The organism is Pseudomonas sp. MDT1-17, from assembly GCF_054898105.1.
Genome location: NZ_JBUBVM010000001.1, coordinates 4,276,617 through 4,292,867, shown reverse-complemented (window position 1 = coordinate 4,292,867; position 16,251 = coordinate 4,276,617). Strand labels below are relative to the sequence as shown.

The 16,251-nt window shown below is 59.8% G+C and carries 16 protein-coding genes and 2 pseudogenes; 11 read left to right on the top strand and 7 right to left on the bottom strand.

All coding sequences use genetic code 11. The features are described 5' to 3' along the window. The first annotated feature begins 2 nt into the window (after positions 1–2). The 5 genes from ACYZTX_RS19860 (at position 3) to ACYZTX_RS19840 (ending at position 5,566) form a co-directional block, all read left to right on the top strand. On the top strand, positions 3–1,322 hold the full coding sequence (locus tag ACYZTX_RS19860) for an MFS transporter (RefSeq protein ID WP_462035520.1): 1,320 nt from the start codon (positions 3–5) through the stop codon (positions 1,320–1,322). Between the two features lies 1 nt (position 1,323). Further along, complete coding sequence (locus ACYZTX_RS19855) at positions 1,324–2,541, top strand: mandelate racemase/muconate lactonizing enzyme family protein (protein ID WP_046046632.1); 1,218 nt, start codon at positions 1,324–1,326, stop codon at positions 2,539–2,541. 148 nt (positions 2,542–2,689) lie between these two features. Further along, positions 2,690–4,297, top strand: a complete 1,608-nt coding sequence (locus tag ACYZTX_RS19850; RefSeq protein WP_462035519.1) for a GMC family oxidoreductase — start codon at positions 2,690–2,692, stop codon at positions 4,295–4,297. A gap of 115 nt (positions 4,298–4,412) precedes the next feature. Continuing rightward, positions 4,413–4,820 carry a response regulator gene (locus ACYZTX_RS19845; RefSeq protein ID WP_462035518.1) on the top strand — a complete coding sequence of 136 codons (408 nt, stop codon included), beginning with the start codon at positions 4,413–4,415 and terminating at the stop codon, positions 4,818–4,820. Positions 4,821–4,897: 77 nt separating this feature from the next. Continuing rightward, entirely contained in the window at positions 4,898–5,566 is a 669-nt protein-coding gene (locus tag ACYZTX_RS19840; RefSeq protein WP_462035517.1) for an HAD-IA family hydrolase, read from the top strand. Positions 5,567–5,603: 37 nt separating this feature from the next. On the opposite strand, the gene ACYZTX_RS19835 is transcribed toward ACYZTX_RS19840, so the two are convergent. Continuing rightward, positions 5,604–6,542: a GlxA family transcriptional regulator gene (locus ACYZTX_RS19835; RefSeq protein WP_462035516.1), complete on the bottom strand. Its 939-nt coding sequence runs from the start codon at positions 6,540–6,542 to the stop codon at positions 5,604–5,606. A 123-nt stretch (positions 6,543–6,665) separates the two neighbouring features. Between ACYZTX_RS19835 and ACYZTX_RS19830 the strand changes: the two genes are divergently transcribed. Together ACYZTX_RS19830 and ACYZTX_RS19825 are read left to right on the top strand one after the other, a co-directional pair. Further along, positions 6,666–7,457, top strand: coding sequence for an SDR family NAD(P)-dependent oxidoreductase (locus ACYZTX_RS19830; protein WP_462035515.1), 792 nt, complete (start codon positions 6,666–6,668; stop codon positions 7,455–7,457). Between the two features lie 68 nt (positions 7,458–7,525). Then, positions 7,526–8,455, top strand: a complete 930-nt coding sequence (locus tag ACYZTX_RS19825; protein WP_462035514.1) for a pyridoxal-phosphate dependent enzyme — start codon at positions 7,526–7,528, stop codon at positions 8,453–8,455. Positions 8,456–8,506: 51 nt separating this feature from the next. Here ACYZTX_RS19825 and ACYZTX_RS19820 read toward each other — a convergent pair whose 3' ends face one another. Both ACYZTX_RS19820 and ACYZTX_RS19815 read right to left on the bottom strand, forming a co-directional pair. Continuing rightward, positions 8,507–8,812, bottom strand: coding sequence for a DUF2388 domain-containing protein (locus ACYZTX_RS19820; protein WP_462035513.1), 306 nt, complete (start codon positions 8,810–8,812; stop codon positions 8,507–8,509). A gap of 115 nt (positions 8,813–8,927) precedes the next feature. Beyond that, positions 8,928–9,044 (bottom strand): annotated as a pseudogene (locus ACYZTX_RS19815) (RidA family protein); the annotation flags it as partial. A gap of 5 nt (positions 9,045–9,049) precedes the next feature. Here ACYZTX_RS19815 and ACYZTX_RS19810 point away from each other — a divergent pair. From ACYZTX_RS19810 to ACYZTX_RS19800, 3 genes and pseudogenes are all read left to right on the top strand, one after another. Beyond that, a pseudogene (locus tag ACYZTX_RS19810) lies at positions 9,050–9,567 on the top strand (aldo/keto reductase); the annotation flags it as partial. A gap of 2 nt (positions 9,568–9,569) precedes the next feature. Then, a complete protein-coding gene (locus ACYZTX_RS19805) occupies positions 9,570–10,367 on the top strand; it encodes an SDR family NAD(P)-dependent oxidoreductase (RefSeq protein ID WP_462035512.1) in 798 nt (265 codons plus the stop codon). 27 nt (positions 10,368–10,394) lie between these two features. After that, positions 10,395–10,805: an SRPBCC family protein gene (locus ACYZTX_RS19800; RefSeq protein ID WP_462035511.1), complete on the top strand. Its 411-nt coding sequence runs from the start codon at positions 10,395–10,397 to the stop codon at positions 10,803–10,805. A gap of 134 nt (positions 10,806–10,939) precedes the next feature. Here the strand turns inward: ACYZTX_RS19800 and ACYZTX_RS19795 are convergent, their stop codons facing one another. Together ACYZTX_RS19795 and ACYZTX_RS19790 are read right to left on the bottom strand one after the other, a co-directional pair. Continuing rightward, positions 10,940–12,334, bottom strand: coding sequence for a sensor histidine kinase (locus ACYZTX_RS19795; protein WP_462035510.1), 1,395 nt, complete (start codon positions 12,332–12,334; stop codon positions 10,940–10,942). Continuing rightward, on the bottom strand, positions 12,312–12,995 hold the full coding sequence (locus ACYZTX_RS19790) for a response regulator transcription factor (protein WP_462035509.1): 684 nt from the start codon (positions 12,993–12,995) through the stop codon (positions 12,312–12,314). Before ACYZTX_RS19790 ends, ACYZTX_RS19795 begins: the two co-directional genes overlap by 23 nt. Before the next feature lie 278 nt (positions 12,996–13,273). Between ACYZTX_RS19790 and ACYZTX_RS19785 the strand changes: the two genes are divergently transcribed. Continuing rightward, positions 13,274–14,212: a hypothetical protein gene (locus ACYZTX_RS19785; protein WP_462035508.1), complete on the top strand. Its 939-nt coding sequence runs from the start codon at positions 13,274–13,276 to the stop codon at positions 14,210–14,212. 247 nt (positions 14,213–14,459) lie between these two features. Here ACYZTX_RS19785 and ACYZTX_RS19780 read toward each other — a convergent pair whose 3' ends face one another. Next, positions 14,460–15,071 (bottom strand): glutathione S-transferase, encoded by a 612-nt coding sequence (locus tag ACYZTX_RS19780; RefSeq protein WP_462035507.1) that lies wholly within the window; start codon positions 15,069–15,071, stop codon positions 14,460–14,462. A gap of 76 nt (positions 15,072–15,147) precedes the next feature. Then, positions 15,148–16,068, bottom strand: a complete 921-nt coding sequence (locus ACYZTX_RS19775; protein WP_283183980.1) for a MurR/RpiR family transcriptional regulator — start codon at positions 16,066–16,068, stop codon at positions 15,148–15,150. Positions 16,069–16,251: the final 183 nt, after the last annotated feature.

Sequence of the window (16,251 nt, the reverse complement as noted above, 5' to 3'; positions counted from 1 at the left end):
AGATGTCCAAGCCTGCAACCACTGTTGCCGCTGTTCAGGGTTCGAACGCGGGTGCAAAAAGCCACAGTGACAAGGGAAGTCGCTACTTCCAGTTGATGCTTTTGGTGCTCGCCGCCGGGGCGATCTACCCGATCCTGTACCTGCGTCAGGTCTACCAGACCACGATGCTCGAAGTGTTCCAGATCAACCACAGCGAGCTGGGTTATCTGTACTCGATGCTGGGGACGATTTTCTTGCTCAGCTACTTGCCGAGCGGCTGGCTGGCGGACCGGATTGCGCCACGGTTCCTGATTTTCTTCTCGCTGGTCGCCACCGGAGCCCTGGGGCTTTGGTACTCCACGGCGCCGTCGATGACCGGTTTGATGATCATCTTCGGTTGCTGGGGGCTGACCACTGGCCTGACGTTCTGGGCTTCGGTGCTCAAGCGGGTGAAGATGATTGCCCATCACACTGAACAGGGCCGGTTTTTCGGCATCCTCGACGGCGGTCGCGGCCTGGTGGAAGCCCTGCTGGCGACGGTTGCTCTCGGTCTTTTCGCCTTCGCCACCGAAACCCGTGGCGAGTCGGCCGCCGAAGGCTTCAAGCACGTGGTCTACCTGTATGCCTTCACCTGTATCGCCATCGGCTGTGTGCTGGTGCTGATCAAGGACCCGAAGTCGATGGAAGACACGGCGGCGGTGGAGAAGGGCAAATACAGCTTGCTCAGCGACCTGACTACGTTGGTGAAAATTCCTGAGCTGTGGCTGGTAACGGCCATCGTGTTCTGCGGCTATCACATCTTCTGGGCCACCTACAGCTTCTCCGATTACCTGCAAGGCGGCGGCATGACGGCGGTCATGGCCGGGACCATCACCACCATCAAATTGTGGATGCGCCCGATCGGCGGTATCGGCGGTGGCTGGCTGGGTGACAAGTTCTCGAACATTTCGGTGCTGATCGTGGCGCTGTTTTTGGCGACATTGGCGATGGTCGGCCTGATCGTGTTCCCGGCACTCAACAGCATGGGTCTGCTGATTGGCACGGTGATTTTCATCGGTTTGATGACCTACGCCATTCGCGGCTTGTACTGGGCGATCCTCGACACCTGCAATATTCCGCTGCGCATCACCGGCCTGGCCATCGGCATTGTCTCGGTGGTCGGGTACCTGCCGGATGCTTTCATTCCCTTGATCAACGGCTACCTCACCGAACATTTCCCCGGTGCCTTTGGTTACAAGCTGTATTTCGGCTACATCGCCTTCGTCGGCCTGCTCGGGACCCTCGCGGCCCTGACCTTGCGCGCGCGTATCAATCGTAAATCTATGAAGCAGACAGGTGCCTGAGATGAAAATCGTCGCCCTTGAAACCCATATCGTTGCCGTACCGCCACCGCACATCGGCGGCATGTACTGGCTGTTCGTCAAGCTCAAGACCGATTGCGGCATTGAAGGCGTCGGCGAAATCTACGCCGCAACCTTCGGCCCCAAAGCCATGCTGCCGATCATCGAAGACGTGTTCGAACGCTACTTGCTCAACCACGATCCGCACCACATCGAACGCTTCTTCCGTCAGGCCTATTCGAGCGGTTTCACCCAGCGTCCGGACCTGACGATGATGGGCGTGGTCAGCGGCCTGGAGATGGCCTGCTGGGACATCATCGGCAAAGCAGCGAACAAGCCGGTGTATGAACTGCTGGGTGGCAAGGTCAATGAACGCCTGCGGTCCTACACCTACCTGTACCCGGTCAACAGCAAAGGCGAGTACGACTACGACGACCCGGACCTGGCCGCCGAATGCGCCATCGAGAACATGAACAAAGGCTTCACCGCCGTGAAGTTTGACCCGGCCGGGCCGTACACCGCGTACTCCGGGCATCAGATCTCGTTGGAAGTGCTGGAACGTTGCGAAACCTTCTGCCGCAAGATCCGCGAAGCGGTGGGCGACAAGTGCGATTTGCTGTTTGGCACCCACGGGCAAATGGTGCCGTCCTCGGCGATCCGCCTGGCCAAGCGCCTGGAGAAATACGATCCGCTGTGGTTCGAAGAACCGGTGCCGCCGGGTCAGGAAGAGGCCATGGCGCAAGTCGCGGCCAAAACCAGCATCCCGATTGCTACCGGCGAACGGCTGACCACCAAGTACGAGTTCTTCAAGCTGTTGCAGGCTGGCGGAGCGTCGATTTTGCAGATGAACGTGGCCCGCTGTGGCGGTCTGCTGGAAGCCAAGAAAATCGCCAGCATGGCCGAAGCCTATTACGCGCAGATCGCCCCACACCTCTACAACGGGCCGATTGGCGCAGCGGCGAGTTTCCAGTTGGCCACGTGTACGCCGAACTTCCTGATCCAGGAAAGCATCATGACCTGGGGCGGTTTCCATGCCGAAGTCCTGACCAAACCGTTGCAATGGGAGGACGGCTACATCATCCCGTCCACCGAGCCGGGCCTGGGGGTGGAGCTGAACATGGATGTGGTGCGCAAGCATTCGCCGTACACCGGCGAGCGCCTGCACCTGCAAATGGCGCCAACCCCGGCTGATGTCAAAGACACATCGCCAGCCAGAGGCTGACGAAAATGGCGCAGTCCCCTTGTGGGAGCGAGCCTGCTCGCGAAAGCGCCGGCTCAGACAACATTGATGCTGAATGTGCTGGCGCTTTCGCGAGCGGGCTCGCTCCCACAGGGTTTGCGCCTGACGGTTTATTTGGACAACGACTTACATGACTTACGACTACATCATCGCTGGCGCAGGCGCCGCAGGTTGCATCCTTGCCAATCGGCTCTCGGCATCGGGCAAACACTCGGTGCTGCTGCTGGAAGCGGGCGGCAAGGACAGTTCCTTGTGGTTCAAGATCCCGGTCGGCTTCGCCAAAATGTATTACAACCCGACTTTCAACTGGATGTACTACAGCCAGGCGCAAAAGCAGCTGAACAACCGCGAAATCTATGCCCCAAGGGGCAAGGTGCAGGGTGGATCGGGCTCGATCAACGCGATGATCTACGTCCGTGGCCAGGCCCATGACTTCGACGACTGGGCGGCCAACGGCAACGACGGTTGGGGCTTCAAGGAGGTGCTGCCGTACTTCCGCAAACTGGAAAACCATCCGTTGGGCGACAGCGAGTACCACGGCGGCAGCGGCCCGATCAGCATCACGCCAATGAAGGGGCAGACCCATCCGATTTGTGACGTGTTCCTCAAGGGTTGCGATGAACTGGGTTATCCCCATAGCGACGACTTCAACGGCCCAAAATTTGAGGGCTCGGGCATTTATGACGTCAACACCCGCAACGGTCAGCGTTGCTCCAGCAGTTTTGCGCATCTGCATCCGGCACTGAGCCGGCCGAACCTGACGGTCGAGCATTACGCGCTGGTGGACCGGGTGTTGTTCGATAACGGTCGGGCGACCGGGATTTCCGTCACCCAGCACGGCGTGGTGCGCACCTTTACCGCCAACAAGGAAGTCATTCTTTGCGCCGGTGCCGTGGACACGCCGAAGATCCTGCAATTGTCCGGTGTCGCGGATCAGGCGTTGCTGGTCAAACACAACATCCCGTTGGTCAAACACCTGCCGGCGGTGGGGCAGAACCTGCAAGACCACCTGTGCGCCAGTTACTACTACAAGGCCAACATCCCGACGCTCAACGATCAACTGAGCTCGCTGTTCGGTCAGTTAAAACTGGGTTTGAAGTACCTGTTCACCCGCAAGGGCGCACTGGCGATGAGCGTCAATCAGGCCGGCGGGTTCTTCCGTGGCAACGAACTGCAGGCTAATCCGAACCTGCAGTTGTACTTCAATCCGCTGTCGTACCAGATCCCGAAAAACAACAAGGCCAGCCTCAAGCCCGAACCTTATTCAGGCTTCCTGTTGTGCTTCAATCCCTGCCGCCCGACCAGTCGCGGGTACATCGAGATAGCCTCGAAAAATCCGCGGGATGCGGCGCTGATCGACCCGAATTACCTGAGCACGCAAAAGGACATCGACGAGGTGATCCAGGGCAGCCGCTTGATGCGCAAAATCATGCAGGCGCCTGCGCTCAAGGGCATCACCGTTGAGGAAGTTTTGCCGGGGCCGGTCGTCGAAACGGATGAACAAATGCTGCAGTATTTCCGCGAAAACAGTGGTTCGATCTACCACCTGTGCGGCTCATGCGCCATGGGCGCGGACGAGCAGAAATCGGTAGTCGACAGACGCCTGAAAGTGCACGGCCTGGAAGGTCTGCGTATCGTCGACGCGTCGATTTTTCCCAACGTTACCTCGGGCAATACCCATGCCGCAGTGCTGATGGTGGCGGAGAAAGGCGCCGACCTGATTTTGCAGGACGCCTGATTTCATCGCTTGCCTGCATCAAAAATGAATTTTCCGCAGAGTCCGCTGCTCATACCTGATAAGCAGCGGATTTACACCCGCGAAATCATTGATGCAATCAGGGAGTGGCACAGTCATGAGTCCAGTATCGACGGCGGGCGAGAACCTTCCTGACGGGTTGATTCTTGTGGTTGAGGACGACCCGCTGATCCTGGAGTTTCTCTGCGAAATTCTTCAGGAAGAAGGCTTTGTGGTTGAAGCGCATGTCAGCGCGGATGCCGCATCGGAATATCTGGAACTGCATGCACAAAAGGTGGGCTTATTGCTCACGGACATCACTATGGCGGGCAACCTCAATGGCGCGGACCTGGCCAATCTGTTCGGCGACCGCTGGCCGAACAAACCCATCATGATCATGTCTGGCTTCGAAACGCCGGAAACCGCCGGAGTCAGGCATGCGGTTTCGTTCATCAAAAAACCGTGGGCGATTGGGCAGTTGCTGGACTGTGTGGACGGTGCCTTGAGGTCGAAACGTACCCTGTAGAACCTGCGGCAGCGCCTGCCTCGCAAATGCTACATTGCTCGGCGAACCCGCCTGGCACCTGCGAGAGGAAGCCCCCCTTGTCTGCTCACGACTCCGTCTTCAACACCCCGTACCGCGCTTTTCTGTTCGATATGGATGGCACCGTCCTCAATTCCATCGCCGCTGCCGAGCGCATCTGGGCGGCCTGGGCCTTGCGCCACGGCGTCGATGTCGACACCTTCCTGCCCACCATCCATGGCGTTCGCGCCATCGACACCATCAATCGACTGGCGTTGCCCGGGGTGGATGCCGAGGCTGAAGCGGCGTTCATCACAGAGGCAGAAATCGAGGATGTCGAGGGAATCATTGAGGTGCCTGGCGCGGCAGACTTTCTGAACTCGCTGCCCACCAACCAATGGGCGATCGTTACCTCGGCGCCGAAGGCATTGGCGCTGCGCCGGATGGCCGCGGCGGGCATTGCGGAGCCTTTGGTGATGGTCACTGCCGAAGACGTCAGTGCCGGCAAACCCGATCCCGCGGGCTATCGACTGGCGGCCAAGCGCTTGGGTGTTGAACCGGTCGATTGCCTGATTTTTGAAGACGCCACCGTGGGCATTCTCGCCGCCGAGGCAGCGGGTGCTGGCCTGATCGTGGTGACCTCGACCCACGACCATCCGCTCCAGACCCCGCATGCCACACTTGCCAGCTATGAGCTGGTTATCACGCTAGTGGACTCCGACGGGCATGTCCGCCTACAGAAAGTCTAATGTGGGATCAGCGTAGCCGCTGCCAGCAACAGGCATCCTACGCCGAACGGGCATTGCGCCGAATCACCTGTGGCGGCTGTCCGAACGCTCGAAGGAAGGCTTCGCGCATGCGGCGACAATCGCTGAAACCGGACTCTTCGGCAATTTGATCGAGGGTCAGGCGCCCGCGCTCCAGCATCTGACGCGCCGTTTCCAGACGCAGGTTTTCGATGGCCTTGGCCGGCGATTGACCGGTTTCCGCCCGGAAGGCCCGGCTGAATTGCCGAGGGCTGAGGCGCGCGACGTCCGCCAGTTGTTCCACCGACAACGTCTCGGTGAGGTGTTCTCGCGCATAGCCGAGGACGGTTTGAATGCGGTCGGATTTCGCTTCCAGTTCCAGCAGCGCCGAGTGCTGCGACTGGCCTCCTGCGCGGCGGTGGTACATCACCAGTTTCTGCGCCACGGAACGGGCCAGTGCGGCGCCGTGATCCTTTTCGACCATGGCCAGCGCCAGGTCGATGCCGGCGGTCATCCCGGCGGAGGTCCAGATCGAACCGTCGACGACGTAGATGCGGTCTTCTTCCACTTTGATCGACGGAAACCGCGCTTGCAGCTCCCGTGCATAAGCCCAATGGGTGGTGGCCCGCCGTCCGTCGAGCAACCCCGCCTGGGCCAGGACGAATGCTCCGGAGCAGATCGACGCCGTTCGTCGTGCGGTTTTGACGTTTGCACGCAGGTAAGTCAGCACACCCTCGGGTGCCTGCTCGAGGATCGCATCGCCGCCAACCACAATCACCGTGTCAAACACCTGCTCACCAAAGGCCTGCGTGCCGACACTCAAACCGCCGGAGGCGCGCAACGGGCGGCCATCTTCGGACACCACGCTCACCTCATAGAGCGTCTCGCCAGCGCTGAAGTTGGCGTACTCGAACACCGGCATGGCCGCCAGCGCCATGGACTGGAACCCTTCAAACACTACAAACGCTACGGAAGTCATTGAGGTGTCCTCAAAAGGTCATGTCCTAAAAACGTATTTTAAACGTCATTTGAGACGAGCGTGAGTTCATTTATAACGGTTCACACCCGGCGAACTTATCGCCTCACTGTGAAGGAAATCGACATGGCCCTCTCATCCAAAGGCACCGCACTGATCACTGGCGCATCTTCAGGCATCGGCGCGGTGTATGCCGACCGTCTGGCCCGGCAGGGTTACGACCTGATTCTGGTCGCCCGCAGCCAGGCAAAACTGAACGCCCTGGCCAACCACCTGAGTAACGAAACCGGCCGCGCCGTGGAAGTGGTCGCCGCCGATTTGAAAGACAAGGCCGACGTGTTGCGGGTCGAAGAAATTCTGCGCTCCGACGCCAGTATCACCCTGTTGGTCAACAACGCCGGGGTCGGCGCTGTCATGCCGCTGCTCGGCAGCCCCGTGGACGACATGGAAGACATGATCACCCTCAACGTGACCGCTTTGATGCGCCTGGCTTACGCGGTGGTGCCAGGCTTTGTCGCTCGCGGCACCGGCACTGTGATCAATATCTCTTCGATTGTTGCCATCGCCCCGGAAATTCTCAACGGTGTGTATGGCGGGACCAAGGCGTTTGTTCTCGGCTTGAGCCAATCCATGCACCGCGAGCTGGCGGACAAAGGCATTCGTATCCAGGCCGTGCTGCCAGGCGCTACCGCCACCGACTTCTGGAGTGAGGCCGGCAACCCGGTGGAAAACCTGCCGCAAGAGATCGTGATGTCCGCCGAGGACATGGTCGACGCCGCGTTGACGGGCTTGGCGAACGGCGAAGTGGTGACCATCCCGGGCCTGCACGAAGGCGACCAGTGGGACGCCTACGAAGCCCAGCGTCAGTCGCTTTCAGGTTTGTTCGGCAATTCCTCGGCGGCACCGCGTTATCGCTGAGACGGTAACCGCCGGGGCAGGGTGAACTAAGCTTGGATTAGGGCCGTTCACCCTTAAGGAATTCCACCATGCTTCACATTAGAACACCGTTGATTCTGCACCCGGGCCTGTCGACGCCGGCCCGGCGGATCTGGCTCAAACTGGAAAACCTGCAACCCAGCGGCTCGTTCAAATTGCGCGGCATGGGCCTTTTGTGCAGTCAGGCAAAGGCCCAGGGCAAACGCAAAGTCGTCTGTCCTTCCGGCGGCAATGCCGGGTTTGCCACCGCCGTGGCTGCTGCCAGCCTGGGGTTGAAAGCCTGCATTGTGGTGCCGCACACCACACCGCAAGCCACCCGCGCACGGATCAGGAAAACCGGGGCCGAGGTGATTGTCCACGGCAAGCTCTGGGACGACGCAAATCAACGGGCGAAGGAACTCTCACAGCACGCGGACACCGAATACGTGCCGGCCTTCGATCACCCGGTGTTGTGGGAAGGGCACAGCACGATAGTCGATGAGATCCTCGAAGACTGTCCTCAGGTCGATGCCGTGGTGACGTCGGTAGGGGGCGGCGGTTTGCTGGCGGGCATCCTCACCGGGCTGATTCGCCATGACCGCATGGATTGCCGGATCATCGCTTGCGAAACTCGGGGGGCGGCTTCTTTTGCGGCCGCGGTTGCTGCCGGGCATCCGGTCAGACTGCCGCGGATCGACACCGTTGCCACTTCGCTTGGTGCTGCTCAGGTAGCCGCCTGGCCGGTGCAGCACATCCTCGACTTCCCCCACGAGTGCGTGGTGCTCAGCGATGACGAGGCGATCATGGGCGTGGTCCGTTACGCCAACGACCTGCGTCAGTTGGTCGAGCCGGCGTGTGGTGTTTCGTTGGCGATTGGATACCTGGACCATCCGGCGATTGCCGAGGCCCATGATGTAGTGATTGTGGTGTGCGGCGGCGTGAGCATCAGCGCGCAATTGGTGGCGGGTTGGGCGCGATTATCAGGCGCTGAAGCAAGGTAGGGCTGCAAACGCTATCCGGGCGCCGCGAGCCCCACCGCTATTTTTCAGCCTTCAAATGCCATCCTGGACGAGAATCGCTCTAGCCAGCTCTTCGTCGCTGGCGTTGAGACCCGGATTGTCCTGACGAATCTGTTTCAAGACCGACTCCAGATAAACCCCACGAATCGCGCCGCCACTGGCAACGAAGCTGGAGGCGTCATCCCGGGCAGGAATCATGAGTTTGTCGTCCTTGAACGTCGAGTACAACGATGCGGAAACCCCGGCTGACGTGGCGACATCGCCTGTATCCACTTTGGCCATAGCGGAGCCGAAGGGTAAACACAGCAGAAGGGAAGAAATAATTATCAGACGGCGCATGACGGTGTCCTCTAAAAGCGTGAAGCAAAAAAGGAAGTACCTCATCTACTAGGATGCGTGGCAGTCGTCAGGAGTTCCCTGTCGATGCGTGATCAGCCCAAAGCCTGCCGAACACTCAGCCCCTTGCCGCACACACGATGATCTCCACCAATAACGCTGGGTCAGCCAGTTTTGCTTCGCCGCAGGCGCGGGCCGGAGCGTGGCCTGCCGGTATCCAGGCATCCCACACGGCGTACGACTCGCTTGCGTGAAGAAGGCGTGATCAAAGGCTGGGGCCTGGGCGTGAACAAGGTTGAACCTTGCGAATTGACCCTTGATCTGACTGAAGCCCAGCCCGACGGTTTTCTGCTGGCGGGTCGCTACACACTTCTCGACCACGATCGTGCCTTGCAACGTCTGATGGACGCAGCGTTGGCGCAGAACGTCGAGATCGTGGTCGGTGGGCCTTACAGTTCGGGCATTCTGGCGGGCGGCGCACACTTCGAGTACCAGAAGGCCAGCCCGGCGATTATCAATAAAGTCGAGAGATCAAGCGCATCGCTGCCGCTCCTGGTGTTGACATCAAAGCGGCTGCGTTGCAGTTCTCGTTGGCTAACCCGGCCGTGGCGGCGGTTATTCCGGGTTCCAGCCGTCCGGAACGGATCGCTGAAGACGTTGCCGCGATGTCCGCTGTCATTCCCGCTGCTTTCTGGCAGGCGATGCGCGACGCGAAACTGGTGTCCGAACGTGCGCCATTGCCGATCATTGGAGGTTGAGCATGAAGATCGATCTGACTGGAAAACTCGCCATTGTCAGTGGCAGCACCGCTGGCATTGGTCTGGGCATCAGCAAGGCACTGGCCGAGTCCGGCGCCACAGTGGTGGTGATCGGCCGCGAGACGGCCAAGGTCGAACACGCGCTGGCGAGCATTCGCCAGAGCGTGCCGGACGCGAAGTTGCGTGGCCTGACCGCAGACCTCGGCACCGCTGAAGGCGCCGAACAGTTATTCGCTGCCGAACCACGGGCGGACATCCTGGTGAACAACCTCGGGATCTTCAACGAGGTGGATTTCTTCGACACACCGGACAGCGAGTGGACGCGCTTCTATGAAGTCAACGTGATCTCCGGCGTGCGCCTGTCACGGCATTACGTGCCGGATATGGTCAAGCAGGGCTGGGGTCGGGTGATTTTCCTGTCCTCGGAATCCGGGATCGCCATCCCGGCGGACATGCTCAATTACGGCGTGACCAAAAGCGCCAACCTCGCGGTGTCCCACGGTCTGGCCAAACGGCTGGCGGGCACTGGCGTGACGGTCAACGCGATCCTGCCAGGGCCGACGTTGACCGATGGCCTGGAGCAGATGCTCAAAGACGCCACCGCCGACTCGGGGCGCAGTGTCCGGGAAGAGGCCGATGCGTTCGTGCGCAAGGCGCGGCCGACCTCGATCATCCAGCGTGTGGCGGATGTCGAGGAAGTCGCCAACCTGGTGGCCTACATCGCCTCGCCGCTGTCTTCGGCCACTACCGGCGCGGCTCTGCGGGTCGACGGCGGTGTTGTCGACAGCATGGCAATCTGAACCTTATTGAGTGAGAGAGAACATTACATGGCTACTGCATCAGCATTCATCGACATCCCGGCGACCGCCGACCAGGTTTGGCAATTGATCGGCGGCTTCGACACGCTGCCGGACTGGCTGCCGTTTATTCCGAAAAGCGAACTGAGTGAAGGCGGGCGGGTGCGAAGCCTGCAAACGGCGGACGGGGCGGTAGTGGTTGAGCGGCTTGAGGCGTTTGATAACGCTGGGAAGACTTACAGTTATTCGATTTTGCAGGCGCCGTTTCCGGCCACCGACTATCTGGCGACTATCAGGGTTGAAGCGCAGGGACAGGGGGCTCGGGTGACGTGGTCGGGGCGATTTACCGCTAAAGGTGTGACTGACGAAGAAGTGGTGGCGCTGTTCACTGGTATTTATCAGGGCGGTCTTGAAGCCCTTCGGGCTAACTACCCGGCCTGATAACACCACAACTCCCCTGTGGGAGCGAGCCTGCTCGCGAAAGCGTCGTGTCAGACAACATCAATGTTGACTGGGAGGCAGCCTTCGCGAGCAGGCTCGCTCCCACATTGGATCTTCTTGTTACAGCGATTGAGTCAGGTCTGTGAGATCAAACCCTGCCGACAATCCAGCACTAACCGCGCACCGCCGAGTTCACTGGCATCCACCTCTAACGTAAACCCATGCAAGCTCACAATCGCCGCAACGATCGACAGCCCCAACCCAAACCCGCTTTTCTGATGATTTCCCTCTGCACGATAGAAGCGTTGAAACACCGCCTCCCGCTCTGCCACCGCAATACCAGGCCCCGAATCGAGCACTTCGATCCGCGTATGCCCCCCGTCATTGACCCCCCGCAAAATCACCTCGCCACCCGGCGGCGAAAATTTGATCGAGTTGCTCAGCAAATTCGCCACCGCCTCAAACAACAGCGCTCGATCACCGTTCAACGCAGGCAACGACTCCGGCAATTGCAGTTGAAAAACCAGTTTGCCTTCCTCTGCCAAGGGCAGGTAAAAGTCATGCAGCTCTTGCAGCAACGGCACCGGGTCCAGCTGCACAAAACCCGAGCGGCGCTGGCGATCTTCCAGCTCGGAAATCCGCAGCAGCCCTCGAAAACGCGCCATCAAGGTATCCGCCTCGCCGAGCACTGAATCCAGTTGCACGGCCAGCGTCGAACCGTCGTCAGCCTGCTGCTGAATCCGGTACAGCTGCGCCCGCAGGCGGGTCAGGGGCGTGCGCAGGTCGTGGGCGATGTTGTCGCAGACGCCCTTGACCTCGTTCATCAAGCGCTCGATACGTTCGAGCATGGCGTTGACGATGGCGGCGAGCATGTCCAGCTCATCGCGGCGATTGGACAGTGGCAGTCGCCGGGTCAGGTCGCCGGCGACGATGGCCTCGGCGCTGGCCTGAATTGCGCGTATGCGCCGCAGTGGCCGGCGGCGCAACAAGTGCCAACCGGCGATGCCCGGAAGGATCGTCAACGTCACGCCCCAGAACAACGCATGCAGGATGATCCGGGTCACGGCGAACAACGAACCGTTGTCCCGCACCAGCACCAGCCAGCGTCCGTCCTTGGTCGGGGTCGCCACCGCGTCGCAGCTGTCGGTGGGCAGGGTCGGGTCGTCGTAATCGGCGCAGTCGCTGAGCATGTGGATCTTGCCGTCCAGCGGCAGGCTTTGGGGAATATGGCGCAGCGCGCCGCCGAGGTAGCGATGCTGGTCATCGAACAGGCCATAGGCGTCGATGCCGCGAATGTCGAAGGTCATGCTGACGGCGAGGGCGTCTGCCAGTTGTTCGCCCGAGAAGCGTGAAAACAAGTGCTGACGTTGCATCAGCGAGTGTTTGGCCAGGTTGTCCAGATAAGCGGAAACATCGTAGTACATGACCCCCATGAGGATCCCGCTCCAGATCACGAACAGCGAACTGTAGAGCGCCAGCAAACGGCTGCTGGAAGAGCGCCAGCCGTTAGAGGGGTTCGGCAATGACATAACCCGAGCCTCGCACGGTTCGAATCAGTGGGACATTGCCTGGCGGGTCGATTTTCTTGCGCAGCCGGCCGATGTGCACGTCGATCAGATTGGTGCCGGGGTCGAAGTGGTAACCCCAGACCTCTTCGAAAATCATCATCCGCGACAGAATCTGCCCGGTGTTGCGCATCAGGAATTCCAGCAATTTGTACTCGGTGGGCAACAGCGTCAGCAGCTGACCGTCGCGACTGGCTTCATGACTGATCAGGTTCAGCTCCAGATCCGCCACCCGCAACGTGGTGGCCTGGGCAGTCACGGTGTTCTGCCGACGCAGCAGGACTTCGACCCGGGCGGCCATTTCATCGGTGGCGAACGGTTTGGTCAGGTAATCGTCACCGCCAGCGCGCAAGCCGCGCACACGCTCATCGACGTCGGAGAGGGCGCTGATCATCAGGATCGGCGTGACCACGCCCATGGTCCGCAGCGTGGTGACGATCGCCAGACCATCGAACTCGGGCAACATGCGGTCCAGGGTGATCAGGTCGTAGTTGCCACTGGCCGCGCGCGCAAGACCTTCGCGGCCGTTGTCGACCCAATCCACGTCGAGGCCGTGGCTGCTCAATTCGGCGACGATTTCCCGGGCAGTCACAGCGTCGTCTTCGATGGTCAAGATGCGGGTCATAGGGCGGGCCTGATTAAGGTTTCACAACGTTGCGTGGCAGTTTGCCAAGAAATCAGTGCAGGCTTTCTAAATAAAACTTCATGCAGGCGCCTATTTGGTCAATGCATAAAACCCGCTGCGATTGGCAGTTCCTTGCAAATTGCATGGTCATTGGAAGTTCAAATTTTATAACTTGTTGAAATATTTATATTTGTTCTGAGTAGGCGACTGGCACGTTGACTGCAATTGTTCATTCGAACGGTTGTAACACCATTTTTCCTGCCTGGAGCGATACAACAATGAATAGATCCCCTGATGGTTTCTATCCTGCCGAAGAATATGAGTCGAGTTCGCGCTCTGGCGTGTCCTGGGGTGCCATTTTCGCCGGTGCTGCTGCGGCGGCTGCGTTGTCGCTGATTCTGCTGCTGCTTGGCTTTGGCCTGGGTTTTTCGGCGATATCGCCGTGGGCCAATGAAGGCATGAGCGCCAAGGGGCTGGGCATCTCCACGATCGTCTGGCTCTCTGTCACTCAGATCGTCGCCTCCGGACTTGGCGGTTACATCGCCGGTCGCCTGCGGGTGAAGTGGGCGAACATGCACGGCGACGAGGTTTATTTCCGTGACACGGCCCATGGCTTCCTGGCCTGGTGCGTGGCGACCCTGGTGACCGCGACGCTGCTGGTCGGCTCGGTCAGCGGTATCGTCAGTGGTGGGGTGCAGGCCGGGGCGAGTGTGGTCGGTGGTGCCGCCAATGCCGTCACGCAAGCGGCCGGCACGGCTGCCGGCAATACCGACAGTGATCAGTACGGCTACTTCATCGACAGTCTGTTCCGCGCTGATCAACCAGTTGCCGTCAGCGATGATGCCGCCCGTGGCTCCGTGACCCGCATCTTCGTGCGCAGCCTGAGCGACGGCCAACTGTCCGCCGAAGACCGCACCTATCTGGCGCAACTGGTCGCCCAGCGGACCAACCTCATCCAAGCGGATGCCGAACGTCGTGTCGATGAAGTCTATGCCCGCACCCAAAAAGCCGTGGCCGATGCCAAACTCGCCGCCAAACAAGCTGCTGACACGGCCGCCAAAGTCGCTGCAATGACGGCGCTGTGGATGTTCGTTGCGCTGCTGATCGGTGCGTTTTTCGCCAGCCTCGCTGCAACCTTCGGTGGCCGTCGTCGGGATGCGGTCGAGTACCTCGAAACCGACGCCTATGTATCCACCACTTCCGTACCTGTTCGTTAACCCAGGAGAACTCTCATGCGCTCACTACTGCTGTTGTTTCTTGGCATACCCATCCCGATCATCATCCTGATCGCTCTGTTCACCTGAAACCACTGGGGCTCATGCCTCTGCCGCTTCTGCCTCTGGTGGAAGCGGCGTTTTGGGGAAGAAGCAAAGTCAAAAGATCGCAGGCTGCGCCAGCTCCTACAGATGTATGCGGATCCCTGTAGGAGCTGGCGCAGCCTGCGATCTTTTGATCTTCAAACCATCATTCGATTGGCGTACTGACAAACACCTCAAGTCCCTCGGCATACGCGGTAAACGCGCTGATCAGCGGAAACCGCGCAGCCTCCACCTGATCCGGCACCACCAGATTGGTAAAACTCCAGGCCACCGCCAAGGTAATTCCGTCCTGGGCAATCGAACCGTCAGTCTTCAACGGTTGTTTTTCCAACTCTCGCTCCAGCGCCGAATACGCGGCCGCCAATTGCTCTTCGACCCGTTCCACCCACGGTTCGAATTGAATCTCCACCGGGCGCAGGTTGCGTTCGTAGTAGAGCTGCACGGATTTCTCGCAGGCCACCAATCCCAGACCAATCAGGCGCAATGTGCGCAGTCGTTGATCGAGATCACCCGGCATCAAACTTTTGCCGGGACTGGCCAGCGCTTCCAGGTATTCGATGATCAGCGTCGAGTCCATCAACACTTCACCGTCATCCAGCACCAGGGTAGGGGCCTTGACCACCGGGTTGATTTGCTGGAATTGCTCGAAGTGCCGAAACACCGAAACCGATTGATGTTCCAGCGAGATGCCAAGGCGTTTGGCAGAGATGGCGACGCGCCGCACATACGGCGAATCCAGCATGCCGATCAGCTTCATTGAACCGCTCCTTCAGATGTCCATTTCGGGATGGACTACCTTAGCTGAGGTTCCGCGCGCTGCAACCGGCGACGCGCTAATCCTCGAAGCCCACCTGTTCGTGAATCTCGTCGACCTTCAATTCCAGCCGATAGGCCACGGCGATAAACAGCGCCTGGCACAGGCACAGTGTCGCACTCAATGACCGGAAGGCGAACGAACTACCTTCATTGACCAGCAGCACGGTGTTGGCGCGCTTGGCCAGGGGCGAGAGGTTGCTGTCGGTGATGATCAGGGTTTTTGCCTGATTGTGCTGGGCGATGCGCAGGCAATGCTGGGTCTCCTTGCCGTAGGGCGTGAAGCTGATGGCGATCACCAGGTCATTGGCACGCACGCTGCGCATCTGCTCGCGGTAGCTGCCGCCGAGGCCGGAGACCAGATGAATGCGCTTGTTGGTGTGCTGCAGGTTGTAGACCAGGTAGTCGGCCACCGCGAACGAACGACGCACCCCGACCACGTAGATGTTGTCGGCATTCACCACCAGATCCACGGCCTTGTCGAAGGCCTGGTCATCCAGTTCAAGACCCAGCCGTTCGATGCCCGAGAGGGTGGCATTGATGCACTCACGCGCCAGGTCGCCGCCGCTGGCCTTCTGGGATTTGTTGGCGATCATGCTGCGAATGCGCTGCTGGTAATTCTGAACCGGCGTGGTCTTGTGGGTATAGGCCTCGCGGAACAGTGCCTGCATTTCGCTGAAGCCGCTGAACCCGAAGCGCTGGGAAAACCGCACGATCGCCGAGGGGTGCACTTCGCACTCGCGGGCAATGTCGCTGATGCGATCGACCATGATCCGGTCGCTCTGCTGGCTCATGTAGCTGGCGATGCGCTTGAGCTGGCGCGGCAGGCTTTCGTATTCGTGGGTGATCAGCTGCAGCAGACGCTCGGCATTGATCGGGGGGCTGGCGAGATCGCTGTCGGGCGTGCTCTCGGTCGTCGCCGGCTGATCGGTGCGGGTCATAAGGAATCCTTCTGGCTTGTTCTTATAGGGACGACAGAAAGCGTCATCCCCTGACAATAGGTTGGCTGTGCGCAGTCTACAGGGTAGGCCGGAATAAAATCTTGAGCTTGCAGTCAGTACGGGGTGTGCTGAAACGATGCACTGTCCCTGGAACGCTTGCACCCAAGTTTATTGGAAAAAATA